Below are 17,498 nucleotides of genomic sequence, written 5' to 3'. Positions count from 1 at the left end.
TTTCCATAAAGATAGTACATAACAGTAATTACCGTACTTCAAAATTAATCGTATTAATATTAGTATGACTTAATTATTGATAATAATATAGAAGGAATATTTAACAATGAAACGCACTTTAGTGATTGTTGCTCATCCTCACTTAGCCTCTTCGAGTGTTAATCGATGTTGGGTTAATAGATTAAATCAGTATCATGAACAAATAACCATACATGATTTATATTCTTACTATCCCTCTTATAAAATAGACTCTAGTTTCGAACAAAACTTAATTGAAAATCATCAAAATTTGGTAATTCAATTTCCGATATATTGGTTTAATTGTCCACCATTATTAAAACAATGGTTAGATGACGTTTTCACTTACGGATGGGCATTTGGTGCTTTAGGCGATAAATTAAGGAGTAAAAAAGTAGGTTTAGCTGTTTCGGCAGGTATAAAGAAAGCAGACTATTCTCAAACAGGACATTATAAATATACACTTGAGCAAATTCTCAGACCCTTTGAATTAACAATAAATTACGTTCAGGCTGATTATCAGCCCATTTTTGCAATTTATGGCGCAAATAATGAGCCAGACTATCCGGATAAAATTACACAAAAAGATATAGATAAAAGTGCAGATGATTATGTGAATTGGATGAAAAAATTAGGAATGCTAATTTAAAACAGATCATTAAAGTTCATCTATGCTTATTACTAAATAAATCTACTGTAGATTAAAAAATTAAGAAATATGCTGCATATTTCTTAATTTTTTCTAAAGTAATGGGTATTTAATGATTTTATTCTGAATAAAAAATGAAACGGTATAGACTCCTGAATATTTTTTACAAAATCTATAAATTTCAGGCTCAATTAGCTTTTCCTGCGAAATTTTATTACTAATTGAAACATCAGCAAACTAGCCGATAATGTCGGCATATTTTTCTATACTTGGAACGTGGCAAAATCAGTTGCGATTTCAGTATGGATAAAAATGCTCTTAGCCTCATTAACTAATTTGGCATTGTCATTGAGAGAATATCGAGGGCTTATATGCGTCATAATCAATCTTTTAACATTGGCTTGTTTAGCAATCGTGGCTGCATGAACAGTGGTAGAATGACCATGCTCAATTGCTTTTTGTCCTAATGCATTTTCATGCGTTGCTTCATGGACAAGTACGTCAACATCTTTTGCTAATTCAATTGAAGCATCACAGGGTCCTGTATCACCTAAAATAGCCAATTTTTTCCCTTGTTTAAAATCACCAAGATAATTACGACCATCAATGACACGGCCATCGGCTAGTGTTACTGTTTTACCTTCTTTTAAATAGGCATAATGTGGACCAGGATTAATATTATCTTGCTGTAATTTGTCGATATCTAAGACAGGTGGCGAATCCTTTTCAATAACACGATAACCAAAACAAGGTACCCGATGCGCTAATAATTTGGCTTCAACCTGAAATTTAGTATCTTCAAATACCAAACCATCTTGATCAAGTTCAATAATGTTTAAAGGATAAGTTATCCAAGAATAACTAATATCAATCACAGTTTGAATAAATTGTTTGATGCCTTTAGGGCCAATCAAAGTTAGTTCCGATTGATTTTGGGTTAATGAACGTGTAGTTAAAACACCCGGTAAACCAAACAGATGATCACCATGCAAATGTGTTATAAATATCATCTCTAATTTGGCTAAGCTAAATTTTGCTTTCTGCATTTGCATTTGAGTTGCCTCACCACAATCAAAAAGCCATAATCGGCCTCTTTCTTGTCGGAGATCGAGCATAATACTACTTACATTGCGCTCGGCGGTTGGTGAACCTGAGCTTGTTCCTAAAAAAGTTAGTTTCATAACTATATCAATCTTTTGTTGAATGTCTTATTACATACTAAGAATAACAATATATAACTTTATTTTTATGCAATAACAATAAGTGGAAAAAATTTTATAACAGTTACAAACAATCAGACCAATAAAGATCAAGTTGTTTTGTTCGTTGAAAATTTAGTTCAGCTAAATAAGTGTATTTTAACATATTTAGAGCATTACCAATTGCTCTACCCCCTAACGAATAAGTAAAGTCACACTGTAAATCACGATATTTAATCAATTCTTTATTAGATTTTTTTAAGTTTATTTTTTGCAATTACCGATGTACTCTTTGTCTTCATACCAATTTGAAAGTGCATTAAAAAATTTCTGCTGCGATTTATTTAACTCAGCTTGACTGATATAAAAATTTTTTTCTAAGCATTTAGTCAATTCTGCTTCTGAAGAGGAGTAATAGAATCTATCGATATAAATCAAATCTTCATCATCAAAAATTAAATATAATATTCAATCTGTTGAGTATAAATTGGCATTGCTCAATATGACTAATCATTACTATGCTGTTTGTTTAATTTAAAAACAAACAGGTTTGGTGCAGATAAAATAGAGCAACCGCATTCAACCAATTCAGTTGCTGACGATTGTCAGCTATCTTTCATTAATTAAATCTGTAGGCCAGAGAAACTGATATTGTCTTTTGTATCTGTAGAGTGAGCATTAAATGTCCGGAAGAAAAATATTCACTGCAAGCCGAATTATCCGGCTGAGCTTATTATTGCTGTTGTCGGCAACTGCGATCACCTCCTGCGAAGAATACGTTGACCCTTATGTCGGCATGACCGGCAAAAAACAATCCTATTTCGTGGCGTCCTGATAACATCGCCACAAATCATAGCCGGATAGTCATCATAAAATCATGGTTTTACCGATAATTGCACATTCACTTGGTAGCAAATTCTTATCTAAAACTATCAACAGATTCTGATAAAGGTAATTTCTTCATAAAACATAACTAGTCGGTTTTTGTGCCACTATTAGCAAGCACAATCACCATTCTGCCTTCAAAATATTGGTATAACCATCTATATATTTGCCATTCATATTAATAAAATATATTCCTTCTTAAATAAAATAAGTATTTATAATCAATTTCTGTCAACAAAATAATTAATCAGGAAAAATCCACAAGAGTAATAAATTACTCTTGTGGCTAATCATTCAAAAACCTGCCATAGCTGTCTATTAATTAAAATACTATAAATATAAAAATCGATAGACGATTTGTATCAATAGCATAACAATACCAAATACTAAAGATAGCAATCCTATATATTGGATCGGAATTTCGCAGAAAGTGTATTTAATGTCTTTAACTTTGATGTAATTTTTACCACTAGAAATTATAAAAGGGACAATAAACTCTTTTTTAAAATTTAATTTTAATCCCAGATAATATATGAATATCCCATAAACTATCCAAAGGATAGGCATAAAAAAATAATAACCAATTTTGGCATGTGAGCCATAAATATCGCTGAAATCGGGATAGATACTATCAGTAAGTATCATAAGGATTAGCGTCAATCCTAGATAGCTAGTTAACAAAATCCAACCGGCTTTTGTTGCGGGAATAATCATAGAGTTAATAATGTTTATGCTAAGTATTTTTCACCAATTATGAATGCTAAAGCACTATATTGCAATAAAATGCTTTTTTAATATAACGATATGAATAGTTATTAAATTTTCTTTATATCAATGGTTTTGGGGATTGCTTATGTGATCTCAAGTTTGGGCTTCAGACGATTAATAGTTTTGTTATAGGCGCAGTATCAATAAATTTGGTCGTAAATCATTTGTATTTTTAGGTGGTTTATTTTATATAGAATTTTTGCCAAAAAAGCCAATTCTGGATTTGAGAGACATTCGGCAGTAATACCATTACACCCTCCGCTACTATATGCCGGTGATGATTTTGGTAAAATAAAAAATATTATTGTCTATTTTTTAGCCTGTAATCAATTGTATATTATAATAGAAGAAGACAGAAATATTCCGATGCATTACCAGCTGTTTGCGAAAAATGAGAAACTTTGTACACCATGCCCTATAGTAAAAACATGGCAGATTACCGGCGTAACAAAGCTAAAATGATGCAATCAAAAAAGAACGTAACAATATCCCGCAGGTAATCCTGCCGGAATATATAAAGGAACTGGAGCAGCAGGGCAAGCTGCCGGTTCGCAGTAAATAAGTTTTGCAGGCTAGCTGTAGTCGCCGGCTAGTATTTTACCAATGCAAATAAGCTTGCACATGCAATCCTGAACTGTTCCATTTGTAAAAAAGCTGGCTGATTTAGCCATAGCCGGAATCTCCTGAAAATAACGCCATTGTTCCTCTATTGTGCAGTGGCGTTTTATTATTCGCAGTATAAATATCGGTTTGAATAATAAAAAATTCTCGTTTCTGCGCCAGATATTGGTAATATCATTGCATAAAAACTGACAGATGTAAGCGGTACCGTCAACAGGGTGATAACAAAAACCGGAATAAAGGGGGAAGGTACAGATGCAGCTATGAAATCAATTATTAAATACAACAATGCAGTAATCACAGCGTTTAATCTGAGAATAGTGAGAATCAAATGTGTAGAAGAAAAATATTTACTGTAAGCCGCGTTATCCGGCTGAGTTTATTGCTGCTGTCAGCAACTGCGATCACCTCCTGCGGAGAATACGTTGACCCTTATGTAGGCATGACCGGTAAAAAACAATCCTATTCCGTGCCGGTTGAGGTTCTTGTATACACTGACGAAAATATTTCCGGCGGTTCAATTATTTCCGGCGGCTCAACGAGAAATTTTTTCAGTGATTCAACCAATGATGGCTGTATTCCGAATACCAATGGTGTTGATGATGATGAAGTAGGTAAAAAACGTTATGGTGGCGGTTCTTGTGGAGCAGCTTATCTTCCGATGAAATGGAAACCGGGAATGATGGTGCGTATCAATTGGAGGGTGTCACCATATCCAGAATGGCATGCCAGAGGATTGAATCTTTCAGATCCTAAAGAAGCAGCTATTCTTAATCAGTATGATGAAAACTATTCAGAAGTAATACCGTTGCCACCTCCATCGGCATTTGCAGGAAATCATTCTGGTAAGGCAAAAAATATCACCATCCATTTTCTGGCCTGTAATCAGATATTGATTGATTACGGAACCCGGAAGGAAAGAGCACCGGAAGTGGTGAAAAAACAGTTTGAACTATTTGCGAAAAGCCAGAAATTATGTACCCCGCGCCCATCCATCAAATCCATGGCGGACTACCGGCGCAATAAAGCTAGGATGGATGCAATCAAGCAGGAACGGGCTAATATTAAGCAGGTAATCCTGCCGGAATATATAAAGGAACTGGAGCAGCAGGGAAAACTGCCGGTTACTGGTAAATAGGACAACAACTAGCAGACTTTAATTTTTTATCTGTGGCTGTGTGCTGAAAAACAAAAAAAGTGAGAAGCAAATGTCCGGAAGAAAAATATTTATCGAAGGCAGACGATATGATTATTGTATCTGCACAACGGATAATATACTGAGCTGATTATGCAATTTATACGCTGTATACGGAAATGCTGTACTGCTGTTGTGCCTGTTTATAACGTTTGATGTTTTCATACGGCTTGCGGCGAAGTATGCGGGCTATTGATAACGGATTGATTATTATAGCCATTATACTCAAGATATAGTTTAAACTTTCTTGCTGATTTATTTTCTTACATGATGGCAGTCCTTTGGCTTCGGCCGGCTCATGCCGGATATTTTATGTCATTGTGTGGTGCCCGCTTGCGGGCATGAGACACGGATGTTTTAGCAGACAGGCATACTGAATACAGGTAATCGGTAAATTATTGTTTGTATTTCATCTGATTTGGTTTAGTATTTGCTTAATTATTACTAAACTGTTTAATTGATACGTTTTTGGTTAGTATAATTGTATATTGCTTATATAAATTGGGTATATAATTATTACCTTTTAGTTGGTGTTTTCAGGCGTTTTTATTCTGCAAAACACATTTGCACATATTCAGAAGAACTATGCTTAATAAAGATCAGTTTGCCGATAATCATTTTATACGCTCTATTATTGAGGAAGACCTGCAAAGCGGGAAATGCCGGCAGGTAATTACGCGTTTCCCTCCCGAACCTAATGGTTATCTGCATATCGGCCATGCTAAATCAATCTGCCTGAATTTTGGTCTGGCTTATATTTATGATGGTTTGTGTAATCTGCGCTTTGATGATACGAATCCTGAGAAAGAATCGGATGAGTATGTGCGCTCAATTAAGGAAGATGTGCAGTGGCTGGGTTTCCAGTGGCATGAGGAACGTTTTGCTTCAGATTATTTCGAGCGTCTGTATGAGTATGCGCTGGAGCTGATTAAAGCAGGTAAGGCGTATGTGGATGATCTGGATGCTGAGGAAATGCGTCAGTATCGCGGTACGTTAACGGAGCCGGGTAAAAACAGCCCGTATCGTGAACGTACGATAGAAGAAAATCTGGATTTGTTTGCCCGTATGCGTAATGGGGAGTTTCCGGACGGCAGTAAAACGCTGCGGCTGAAAATTGATATGGCTGCGGGCAATATTAATCTGCGTGATCCGGTAATCTACCGTATCCGCCGTGTGCATCATCATCGCACTGGTGATAAATGGGTTATTTATCCGATGTATGATTATACGCATGCGATTTCGGATGCGATTGAAAATATTACCCATTCGCTGTGTACGCTGGAATTTGAATCACACCGGCCGCTGTATGACTGGGTGGTGGAGAATATTACGATTGCGCATCAGCCGCATCAGTATGAATTTTCACGGCTGGAACTGCTGTATTCGATTACTTCCAAACGCAAGCTGAATCAGCTGGTAGTGCAAGACCATGTGTCCGGCTGGGACGACCCGCGTATGCCAACTATTTCCGGTATGCGCCGCCGTGGTTATACGCCGGAAGGACTGCGTCTGTTTGCCAAACGGGTAGGTATTTCCAAGAGCGAAAATGTGGTGGATATGAGTGTTCTGGAAGGTGCTATTCGTGAAGATCTGGAAAGTGTGGCACCACGAATGATAGCTGTGCTCAATCCGATTAAAGTTGAGCTGATTAATTTTGATGAGGCGGTAACGCAAAGCCGTGAAGCACCGTTTCATCCGCATCATCCGGAAATGGGCGAACGTCTGATACCGCTGACGAAAACGATTTATATTGAAGCAGACGATTTTGCGCTGGAGCCGCCTAAAGGCTGGCAGCGTTTAACGCCGGGCGGTGAAGTGCGCCTGCGTTACAGCTATGTGATTAAGTGTGAGGAAGTGGTGCAGGATGCGTCTGGACGGGTGGTATCGCTGAAATGCTCGATAGACCATGACACGCTGGCTTCTAAGCCGCAAGGACGTAAGGTGAAAGGTGTTATTCACTGGCTGTCTACTGACCATGCTGTGCCGGCTAAAGTGCGGCTGTATGACCGGCTGTTTACTGTGGAACGTCCGGATGCAGTACGCGGTGATGATGGTCAGTATCGTGATTTTACTGAGTTTCTGAATCCGGCCTCGGTAACAGAAATTGATGCACTGGTGGAGCCGGTAGCAAATACGCTGGCACCGGAAACGCGCTATCAGTTTGAGCGTCTGGGCTATTTTGTGACTGACCGCTATGACCATACTGCGGAAAATCCGGTATTTAACCGTACTGTAACTTTACGTGATACCTGGCAGGCACAGGCTGAGAAGAAATAATTGTGTCTGTATATGGAAAACCGGCTTTTTGAAGCCGGTTTTTTTATGCTGTAAATAATCTGTCCGGTTTATCCGGCAGCTTGCTAAAATGGAGCAGATTGTGTTTTCTGGTCATTAGAGGCGGTTTGATGCGAACAATTCCGGTACGTGCAGGTTATCTGGCCAATTTACCAATGCTGCTCAGTATGATGTTGGCAGCACTGTGGGTATGGTATACGGGCAATACGGCAGAAAGTACGGCGCTGTTTCTGGGAATTATTGCCGGCGGGCTGGTGGATCTGGATGATGGATTTACCGGCCGTTTACGCAATCTGTTTTTTACGCTGATACATTTTTCTCTGGCCGCTACTGCGGTGCAGTGGACATTCGGGCATCCGCTGGCGTTTTCGTTGCTGATGGTGTGGGCAGCATTCAGTATGACGATGATGGGTGCTATTGATGTGCGATACCGTACGATTGCTTTTGGTACGCTGCTGGTGATGCTGTATACGGTGCTGACTTATTCGCCGCTTTTACCCTGGTATACCAATCCGATTATGCTGGTTTGCGGTACCAGTTTGTTTAGTCTGTGTACGCTAGTGCTGCATCTGCTGTTTCCCAACCGGCCGGTGCAGGACAATCTGGCCGGCTCTTTTGCCAGACTGGCCGATTATATGCTGGTAAAAGCTCAGTTTTTTGACCCGGATGAGGTGGATTTGCTTGCAGAAAGGGAACTTGAGCTGGCAATGAAAAATACGGCGGTGATTAATGGTTTTAATCAGTGCCGTACTGCTTTGTTTTATCGTCTGCGCCGGCAGCACCGGCAGCGTAGTATTGGCATGCTGCTGCAATATTATCTGACTGCACAGAATATCCATGAACGTATCAGTTCGCGTCATGTTGATTATGCGGCACTGGCGCACAAGCTGGCACACTCTGATTTAATTTACCGTATTCAGCGCCTGATTGTATTACAAGCGCAGGCTTGCCGGCAGATGAGTGAATGCCTGCAGGAAGATAAGCCGTATGCATTTAATCTGATGCTTCTGCGTGCCGGTGAAGGTGTGCAGCAGGCTGTGGCACGTTATTGTGCAGAACATGGCAGTGATGAGGATTTACCGGGTTTACAGCAGCTAACGGCTAATATTCTGGCGATTAATGAGCAGCTGTTGTGGCTGGAACAGGTAAAGAATAACAGTAAAGAACAAAACATCGGTGATTTGCAGATTGCCGGGCTGGATGTTGACCGGATACGCGATATTCTGCCAGCGTTAAAAGCACATTTTACTTTTCAGTCGAATGTGTTGCGCCATGCTGTGCGTTTGGCCATTCTGACTGCTGTTACCTGTGTGGTGGTTGAAAGTTTCCATCTGAAAATGGGTTACTGGATTTTGCTGACTGGGGTTATTGTCTGTCAGCCGAATTATTCGGCAACAACAGCCAGGCTGAAACAAAGAATTGTGGGTACGCTGCTGGGGGTAGTAGTCGGTTCGGCATTGCCCTATTTTGTGCCTACGCTGTCTGGCAGGCTGATAATTGTGGTGGTTAGTACGGTGCTGTTTTTTGCATTCAGGGTTCGTCGCTACAGTTTCTCCACGTTTTTTATTACGGTTCAGGTGCTGGTGGGTTTTGCGATTATCGGTATGGATACGCAGTCAGCCATGCTGTCACGCTTTACGGATACGATTCTTGGTTCAGTGCTGGCGTGGTGTGCGGTATCGTATTTGTGGCCGGACTGGCGTTATCTGACGTTGGGACGGATTGCCGGGCGCGCCTTAAGCAGTGACGGTGTCTATCTGCGACAGGTAGCGCAGCAGTTACAGAACGGGCTGAGCGACGATGTTGTTTATCGTTCGGCGCGACGCAATGCACACGAGCTGGCGGTTACGCTGAGTAATACTGTAGCTGATATGTCGATGGAGCCAAAACGTTATGGGCAACATCTGGCTGAGGGTAAGACCTTGCTGCAACTGAATTATGTATTGCTAAGCTGTATTTCTGCACTGGGTGCGATTCGTGCTCAGGTGGATCGCCTGCGACCACAACTGACGCCGGAACAGGTGCAATACTGGATGACGATTGCCGGCAGTCTGGCAGAATTGATGGAGCAGAAACCTGATTCCGCACTTTTTCAAACTAAGTGGGAGGCTTTGGCAGAGCTGTTAAAAGTGAGCAGGCCGCTGCCGGATGATGATGTGGTTGAAAAGGTATTATGGCGGCAATTGCATCAGATTCATGTACAGCTGCCATTGTACAGACAGGCTTTGCGGGCTGATGCCGGAGCAGGCAGGATAGCGGCTCAGTAATGCGGCAAACAGGCTGTGAAAGTGAATTAATAAAAGTTTGAAAAAATCGGTGTGGAATAAAATAATTGTAGCACAAGCGCTCTTTTATCGATTATGCTGTAGATAGTTTTCTTTAAAATTCAATTACAAAGCGTTTTTCAGACGCATGTTATAATTGAAATATCATTTAAATATTAATAATGAGAGGATTATCATGACAGCTGTTAATGAACAAAATGAGGCTTCTTCTCATGTTCCACCACTGATTCCTACTCAGAACGGAACGCTGGAATTACACGATATCACTATTGTTGACCAGAATAAGCTTAAAAAGGCCATTTCTGCCGCTGCATTGGGTAATGCCATGGAGTGGTTTGATTTCGGGGTATATGGCTTTGTGGCTTATGCGCTGGGACAGGTATTTTTTCCGTCTGCTTCGCCTAGTGTGCAGATAATCGCCGCATTGGGTACTTTTTCTGTACCATTTCTGGTGCGCCCGCTTGGTGGTGTGTTTTTCGGGATTCTTGGCGATCGCTTCGGCCGGCAGAAAGTATTGTCGACTACCATTATTATTATGGCACTCAGTACTTTTTGTATTGGTCTGATTCCATCGTATAACAGTATTGGTATGTGGGCACCTTTGCTGTTGCTGTTATGTAAGCTGGCTCAAGGGTTTTCTGTGGGCGGTGAATATACCGGAGCGGCTATTTTTGTCGCAGAATATTCTCCCGACCGGCAGCGCGGGTTTCTGGGCAGTTTTCTGGATTTTGGTTCAATCTGCGGGTTTGTGCTTGGGGCAGGGCTGGTGGTATTGCTGGAAAATATTATGGGTTCGGCACATTTTCTCTCGTGGGGCTGGCGCATACCGTTTTTTCTGGCTGCTCCTTTAGGTCTGCTGGGCTTGTATTTGCGCCATGCTGCGGAGGAAACTCCGGCTTTTCAGCAACATCTGGATATGATGGAAAAGGCCGAGCAGGAAGACGTTGGTAACCGGCCTCAAGTTTCGTTTAAGAGAATTGTGCAGCGTTTCTGGCCTACATTGCTGGTGAGTGTCGGGTTGGTGTTAACCACAAATATCACTTACTACATGCTGCTGACTTATATGCCTAGCTATTTGTCGCATAATCTGCATTATGGTGAAGATCGCGGTGTGCTGATTATTATTGCGATTATGATTGGCATGATGTTTATGCAGCCGATTATTGGTTTTGTCAGCGATAAAATCGGACGTAAGCCATTTGTGATTGGCGGCTCAATTGCATTGCTGATTCTGGCTATTCCGTGTTTTCAGCTGATTACCAGTGGCAAAGTAGGGCTGATTTTTCTCGGGCTGTTTATTCTGGCGCTGATTCTGAATTCTTTTACCGGTGTTATGGCTTCTACGCTGCCGGCACTGTTTCCTACCCGTATTCGTTACAGTGCTCTGGCCAGTGCATTTAATATTGCGATTATTATTGCCGGTTTAACGCCGACTATTGCCGCTGCGCTGGTGGATGCCACTAATGATTTGTTTATTCCGGCTTATTATCTGATGCTGGTGGGAATTATCGGTATTGTTACCGGTATCTGCCTGAAAGAAACAGCCAATCGTCCGCTGCGCGGTGTGTCTCCTTCTGCTTCGAATAAGCAGGAAGCGCGAGAGCTGCTGGTGCAGACTTATCAGCATATTGAGCAGAGTGTGGATGATATTGATGCAGAAATCGCCCGCTTACAGGAGCAGATAGGTGAGCTGGAAAAGCGTAAGCAGCAATATATTGATTTACATCCGAAGCTGGAGTGAATAAAAATTTAAAAGATGGAATAAAATCAAATCCACTAATGTTAACTAGTGTATGTTAATATTGGTGGATTTTTTGTTGATATAACATGATGATATGTCAAAATTTATTTATGGAAAAAATTAAAGAAATTACTCAATTAATACTAAATATATTTAAGATTATAGGTATTACATGTCCAACTATTGGGATTATTATTTTTACTTTTTACTGCATTGAGGTACATTTTATTCCTCCAGATGTACAAATTAGTGAAACGTTAGTATTTATATTAATAGCTATAAGTTTTGGAATGCTTTATGTGTTACTTGTGGGTTTACTATATTGGGCAAATTTAGCAATTTTCTTTTTTCTTTATGTATCAAGAGTAAAATCACGGCCTAATATTTATTATAATAAAATAAAATCTTATAAGTTTAAAAATTATAAATTAAAAGGAATTCCGTCATTGAGTGATAGGATAATAATATATATTTATGGAGTAATAGCAGAAATAATTTTACTTTTTAGCGTGTGCTCAGAAGTTTTTTCTTTTCCAAAAATAATTTTTATACAATTTTTGATGTTGCTAATATATGCTGGAAAATTTTTTTATAATAATCATATTATTATAAAAACAAAAAGAACAGTAAATCAAAATATTGAGAAAAAGAAACCAGAAAAAAACGAAAAAGTTAAATTTAATTTAATGTTTATATTGCTTTTATTTTTCACTCCATTAGTAGTAGGTCAGTTTTCAAATAATTTAATTAAATATTCTCTTGCCTTTTGTGGTATAAGGCAAACTGATGTTTCGTTATATGTAGATAAAAATTATTTCAACTTAGTACTGCAAAAAAAAATAAATAAATTAAATTCCCAAAAGTCTGAATCCGATTTAAAAAATCCATGTGATGATAACATGTGCGAATTAGAACATATAGATATTCTATTTACTAATGTTGGTTCTAAAACTTTAATTTTTATTCCGTCAATAGAGAATAAGACAAAAGGTTTACGTATGGAGTTACCAAACAGTGCGATAAAATTAAATCTAAAGGATTATTCGCAAAGTAATTAAGTTAGAATTTGAGAAAAGAATCATCAGACGTAGATTGATTAATCAGAAAAAGAAAAATCTTTTTGTACTGATAGTGATGCTTATCTATTATTTAATCAATATTGATAGTAGTTTTAACAGATATTTGATTGATGCGTTGAGGCTGAGGATGATGTTATTACTTTATATCAGAAATGCTTTTATATGGTTTTATCTACGATTTATAATTGATAATACTGCCTGAATAATAGAGTTAATTCTCAGATATATACTTTTAATGAATCATTCAAGTTATTTACCGGCTAAAAAGTATTTTAAGCCGGTAAATTCTAAGCAGATTTTATTTGCCATTCAGAGCTTTATCCAAATCCTGCCGCCGGGATTTTACGGCATCTTCCAGACCTTTTATGCGTTCCTGATAGCGCACGTAGTTGCGTTCATTTCCCATACGAATTTTTTTACCGTCTTCCAGTGCTTTTTTGGCATCGGCAAGGTTTTTACGGGCAGCAGAAATCGCGGCCTGATCAGGCTGGTTGCGGGCGGCTGAATCTGCATCTTTGAAATTGGTATCAGGAGTGGTTACGACAGGTTTGTAGGCAGAAGTGGTTGAGAAATTCCCGCCCAGATTGCTGACAGAATGGCAGTTTTTACCTTTCGGAACTTCGCTGTAACTGTGATTCCCCCGGCTGTCGGTGCATTCATATATCTGTGCCAGTGCAGAAGTGCTTATCAGAGTACACAAATAAGTAGCTGCCGGCATTGTTTTCTACCTGTGTATCAGTTACATTGCTCTGGTCAGTGCAGCGATTATTATTGCCGGTTTAATGCCGACTATTGCCGCTGCGCTGGTGGATGCTACTAATGATTTGTTTATTCTGGCTTATTATCTGATGCTGGTGGGAATTATCGGTATTGTTACCGGTATCTGCCTGAAAGAAACGGCCAACCGCCCGCTGCACGGTATGTCTCCTTCTGCTTCGAATAAACAGGAAGCGGGTGAGCTGCAGGTGAAGATTTATCAGCATACTGAGTAGAGTGTGGACGATATTGATGCAGAAATTGCCCGCTTACAGGTGATGGTTTGATTTTGTCTGAAATGATTTTTCTCAGATATTAGATTGCAGGTTATTCAGAGAGATGAAATTAGTGTTACCTGATTGTGTTCTGGCTGTATTACCTCCTTTACCACAGCTAAGGGCTGATTGGGCGGTGTATTTACTGTATTGTACTAATGGTGCATTTTATTGCGGTATAACTAACCGGCCGTTACAGCGCTGGCAGTTGCATTGTGCCGGAAAAGGAGCCAGATATACACGCATGTATCCGCCACTTCGGATGCGTTTGGTTTGCCAGAATATTAATAAAGCCGCTGCAGCACGATGTGAATATCGGCTAAAGCGGCTTAAGGCTGCAGACAAAGCAGTTTTATGGCAGCTACTGGAAGATTTTTTTCCCTGAATTAAGTACAGATATGATTAAACTATCTGGTATTTTGTTACATTAATGCATCAAAGCCCGGCTCGGAAGAGGGCGGAATAGTTTTGACCGGAACCCGCTGTGCCGGTGCAGATTGTTCTCTGGCCGGTGTGGTAGCGGATGGCTGTAACGGGGTAATATTTTGCCTGGGTGATTCATCCGCATCTTCATCCACTTCAATATTATTGTTTTCTGGGGTGATTACTTGTTTAGGCTTATTATTTGCTGGGTTAACGTGTTTGAATCCGACAATTTTGCCTTGACCACTAGTCCATTGCAGTGAGCTTAGTTTGCCGCTGACTTTGGTTTTTCCGGCACTGCAGGTGAGGCAAATCAATGTATTGGCCGGTTTGCTCAGAGCGTTATTCAGGCGTTGCTGATCGATGTGCAGCTGATGTTGTTGTGCCCAAGAGCTAATGCTTTGGTTGAGCAATTTTCTATTCAGATTACGTTTGTTATAAGGATCACGGTAAACAGCAATCCAGATATCATTTTGTTCATCTGTATTGACTGATGCCTGCTGGTAAATAACTGCTGCATCGGCGCCGCTTTGTACTGCTGCGGCAAAATCCAGTGCATTCGGACTGCGTAAACGCACACAGCCATGGCTGCGCACACCGGGCACGCTGCTGGGTACATTAGTACCATGAATGCCAAGCCCGAGTCGTGGTTCACCAAGACGAACAAATACCGGTCCGAGTGGATTATTCGGGCCGGGTGGTACGGATTTCTGTACAGCTTTACCGCTGGCTGCCATTTCTTTCTGGATACTGAGCGGAACACTCCAGGTAGGCTTGTTTACTTTGGCACCAATTTTGTATTCACCCAATGGTGTTTGTGTACTGGCTTTACCTACTGTTATAGGGTAAGTTTTAATTAATTCTCCGTCCTGAAACAAAAATAGCCGCAGTTGCGGAACATTCAGGATAACCTGCTGCCCCTGACTGGGCACAGCATAGTCCGGCATAGGAATTGCAGCATATGCACTTGTAGTGATCAAAGTAGTGGTCAGCGCATAAAGTATTGGTTTTAACATTATTCTGACAATCCAGTGTGGCAATATGAATATAATAATAACGTAATTTGTCTGTAATGTGATAAATTAATTACAATTAAATTTATTTATGGCCATTATCCGGCTTGAGGTTATAGTTTGGAACAGCAGTTTACGGCACAGATTACTGACTGGAATCAGGAAGGGCGTGGTGTTGCCCGTGTTGACGGTAAGGCGGTTTTTATTGAGGAGGCATTACCGGGTGAAGTGGTGGAGTGGCAGCCGGTACGGATAAAAAAATCCTATACTGAAGGCAGAATCAGCCGAATACTGATGCCCGGTATTGCTCGTGTGCAACCACCTTGTCATTATTATGCTGATTGCGGGGGCTGTAATAGCCAGCATATTGAATTTACTGCGCAGGTGGCACTAAAACAGCGTGCGTGGTTAAGTCAGATGCAGCGTCTGGGCAAGGTTTTGCCTGATGAATTGGTGCCGCCTGTTTATGGCTTAGCATGGCATTATCGCCAACGAGTGCGATTGCATGCAGTCTATGATAAAGGCCGGTTAAAGCTCGGTTTTCAGGCCAGGCAAAGCCATTCGATTGTAGATATTGATTATTGTCTGGTATTACCCGAGGTAATATCGAAAGCTTTAAAACCAATTAAGCTTTTTTTACAAAACTGGTCTGCAAATACGGTTAAGGGCATTATGCTGCATCAGGGTAATGATGTTATTGCACTTACTATACAGGCTGATGAGTTAAACCAGGCCAAGTGTATGCAGATTGATAGTCTGCTGCAACAGTTACAGCAGCAAAGCGGTTATGTGTGGCAGTGCTGGTTACAAAAAGGTAATAAAACCACTTTAATATCTTCATCTGCGACTTCGGTTCTTGCTTATCGTCTGCCCGAATATCAAATTGAGATTCCATATCAGCCGGAAGATTTTACTCAGGTTAATCATGCAACTAATGCGCTTATGGTACAGCGGGCAATGCAATGGTTGCAGCCATGTGCCGGCGAGCGGATTATTGACTGGTTTTGTGGTTTGGGGAATTTCAGTTTACCGATTGCACGGATGCAGGCAGAGGTGTTGGGTATTGAGGGTGTTGCTGCCATGTGTCAGCGTGCTGCGCGTAATGCCAAGCATAATGGTTTGGCCAGGCTTGTGCGTTTTCAGCAGGCTGATATTTTTGCTATGAACGGACGGCGTTTACGCAGTTTAGGTTATGCACATAAATGGTTGCTTGATCCGCCACGCGCGGGCGCTCAGGCTCTGATACAGTCTTTAAATGAAATTGAAGAGCGGATGTTGCCACGACGGATTGTGTATATTTCCTGCGATCCGGCTACTCTGGCACGAGATGCGGGTTTACTCGTTAAGCGCGGTTATTATTATCGTGCCGGCGGTATTATGAATCTGTTTGCGCAAACTGCACATGTTGAATCTATCGCAGTCTTTGACCGGTAATTATTAATTGTAAAATAGATAAAATTATCCGGTTAAAGATATATTCATATATCGGAATTCTTTCCCATTAAGAAATAATATTTTTACTCTTCGGGATTTTTTTGTTTGAATATTCACGTTAATATTGCAGCCGTCAGACAAATATTTAGAGGAGTTTATTGATGAATAAATTAGCCAGTATTTTGATGGCAGCTCTGCTTGGAATAACTGTACCGGCGGTTGCTGCGGATTATAAAATTGATCCGTTGCATACCAATGCCCGTTTTACGCTTGATCACTTTGCGACTTCCAGTAATGTAGGCGGTTTTTATAATCTTAATGGCAAACTTCAATATGATGCAGCTTCGAAGACAGGTTTTGTAGATATTACTATTCCTCTCAGTACTCTGGATACTGGTCGCAGTGAATTCACAAAACATCTGCAAAGCAAAGCTTTTTTTAATGCTGCACAATATCCGAATCTGCATTTTGTTTCGAATAACTGGGTTTTTGATAATAAGGGTAAAGTCAGAGCCTTGCGCGGTCAGTTAATGATGGTCGGGCAAACCCATTCTGTTACGCTCAGAGCGACTAAATTTAATTGTTATAAAAGCCCTATGAATCAGGCCCAGGTATGTGGCGGTGATTTTGAGGCCATTATTGATCGCTCACAATGGGGAATTAATGAATATCTGACTGCTATGCCGGCCAGTCGTTATGTTAAACTTAACATTCAGATTGAAGCAGCCATACAGTAAGTGAATTGAAAAAAATTTACGCGGATTATCTGCTTTGCTGCAGATAATCCGTTTTTGATTTATAGCAGACATATTTTAAATATCTCATATTTTGATTCATATGATTATTTAAATCATTGAATTTT

13 protein-coding genes are annotated in these 17,498 nt (G+C 40.2%); 10 read left to right on the top strand and 3 right to left on the bottom strand.

Annotated elements, in window-relative coordinates:
* Positions 1-106: 106 nt before the first annotated feature.
* Positions 107-667 carry an NAD(P)H-dependent oxidoreductase gene (locus tag GY065_RS09855; RefSeq protein ID WP_174833967.1) on the top strand — a complete coding sequence of 187 codons (561 nt, stop codon included), beginning with the start codon at positions 107-109 and terminating at the stop codon, positions 665-667.
* A gap of 263 nt (positions 668-930) precedes the next feature.
* Here GY065_RS09855 and rnz read toward each other — a convergent pair whose 3' ends face one another.
* The gene (rnz, locus tag GY065_RS09850) at positions 931-1,848 is read right to left on the bottom strand and encodes a ribonuclease Z (protein WP_174831613.1); all 918 of its coding nucleotides are present in this window, start codon (positions 1,846-1,848) and stop codon (positions 931-933) included.
* 2,623 nt (positions 1,849-4,471) lie between these two features.
* Between rnz and GY065_RS09840 the strand changes: the two genes are divergently transcribed.
* From GY065_RS09840 to GY065_RS09820, 5 genes are all read left to right on the top strand, one after another.
* Entirely contained in the window at positions 4,472-5,278 is an 807-nt protein-coding gene (locus GY065_RS09840; protein WP_174833965.1) for a DUF3304 domain-containing protein, read from the top strand.
* Positions 5,279-5,920: 642 nt separating this feature from the next.
* Complete coding sequence (locus GY065_RS09835; RefSeq protein ID WP_174833964.1) at positions 5,921-7,612, top strand: glutamine--tRNA ligase/YqeY domain fusion protein; 1,692 nt, start codon at positions 5,921-5,923, stop codon at positions 7,610-7,612.
* Between the two features lie 128 nt (positions 7,613-7,740).
* Positions 7,741-9,897: a YccS family putative transporter gene (yccS, locus tag GY065_RS09830; protein ID WP_174833963.1), complete on the top strand. Its 2,157-nt coding sequence runs from the start codon at positions 7,741-7,743 to the stop codon at positions 9,895-9,897.
* 193 nt (positions 9,898-10,090) lie between these two features.
* Positions 10,091-11,656 (top strand): glycine betaine/L-proline transporter ProP, encoded by a 1,566-nt coding sequence (gene proP / locus GY065_RS09825; RefSeq protein WP_174833962.1) that lies wholly within the window; start codon positions 10,091-10,093, stop codon positions 11,654-11,656.
* A gap of 110 nt (positions 11,657-11,766) precedes the next feature.
* Positions 11,767-12,714 carry a hypothetical protein gene (locus GY065_RS09820; protein ID WP_174833961.1) on the top strand — a complete coding sequence of 316 codons (948 nt, stop codon included), beginning with the start codon at positions 11,767-11,769 and terminating at the stop codon, positions 12,712-12,714.
* A gap of 319 nt (positions 12,715-13,033) precedes the next feature.
* On the opposite strand, the gene GY065_RS09815 is transcribed toward GY065_RS09820, so the two are convergent.
* A complete protein-coding gene (locus tag GY065_RS09815) occupies positions 13,034-13,453 on the bottom strand; it encodes a DUF4124 domain-containing protein (protein ID WP_174833960.1) in 420 nt (139 codons plus the stop codon).
* A 64-nt stretch (positions 13,454-13,517) separates the two neighbouring features.
* On the opposite strand from GY065_RS09815, the gene GY065_RS09810 reads away from it, so the two are divergent.
* Together GY065_RS09810 and GY065_RS09805 are read left to right on the top strand one after the other, a co-directional pair.
* Positions 13,518-13,727 (top strand): hypothetical protein, encoded by a 210-nt coding sequence (locus GY065_RS09810; protein WP_174833959.1) that lies wholly within the window; start codon positions 13,518-13,520, stop codon positions 13,725-13,727.
* A gap of 103 nt (positions 13,728-13,830) precedes the next feature.
* Complete coding sequence (locus tag GY065_RS09805; protein WP_174833958.1) at positions 13,831-14,151, top strand: GIY-YIG nuclease family protein; 321 nt, start codon at positions 13,831-13,833, stop codon at positions 14,149-14,151.
* A gap of 37 nt (positions 14,152-14,188) precedes the next feature.
* Here GY065_RS09805 and GY065_RS09800 read toward each other — a convergent pair whose 3' ends face one another.
* A complete protein-coding gene (locus GY065_RS09800) occupies positions 14,189-15,205 on the bottom strand; it encodes a L,D-transpeptidase (RefSeq protein ID WP_174833957.1) in 1,017 nt (338 codons plus the stop codon).
* A gap of 117 nt (positions 15,206-15,322) precedes the next feature.
* Between GY065_RS09800 and rlmD the strand changes: the two genes are divergently transcribed.
* Together rlmD and GY065_RS09790 are read left to right on the top strand one after the other, a co-directional pair.
* Positions 15,323-16,636, top strand: coding sequence for a 23S rRNA (uracil(1939)-C(5))-methyltransferase RlmD (gene rlmD / locus GY065_RS09795; RefSeq protein ID WP_174833956.1), 1,314 nt, complete (start codon positions 15,323-15,325; stop codon positions 16,634-16,636).
* Positions 16,637-16,797: 161 nt separating this feature from the next.
* A complete protein-coding gene (locus GY065_RS09790) occupies positions 16,798-17,373 on the top strand; it encodes a YceI family protein (protein ID WP_174833955.1) in 576 nt (191 codons plus the stop codon).
* The last annotated feature ends 125 nt before the right edge of the window (positions 17,374-17,498 follow it).

The organism is Snodgrassella sp. ESL0323, from assembly GCF_013346865.1.
Lineage (GTDB): Bacteria > Pseudomonadota > Gammaproteobacteria > Burkholderiales > Neisseriaceae > Snodgrassella > Snodgrassella alvi.
Note: the sequence above shows the minus strand (reverse complement) of the source record. Positions and strands in the feature narration are given on the sequence as shown.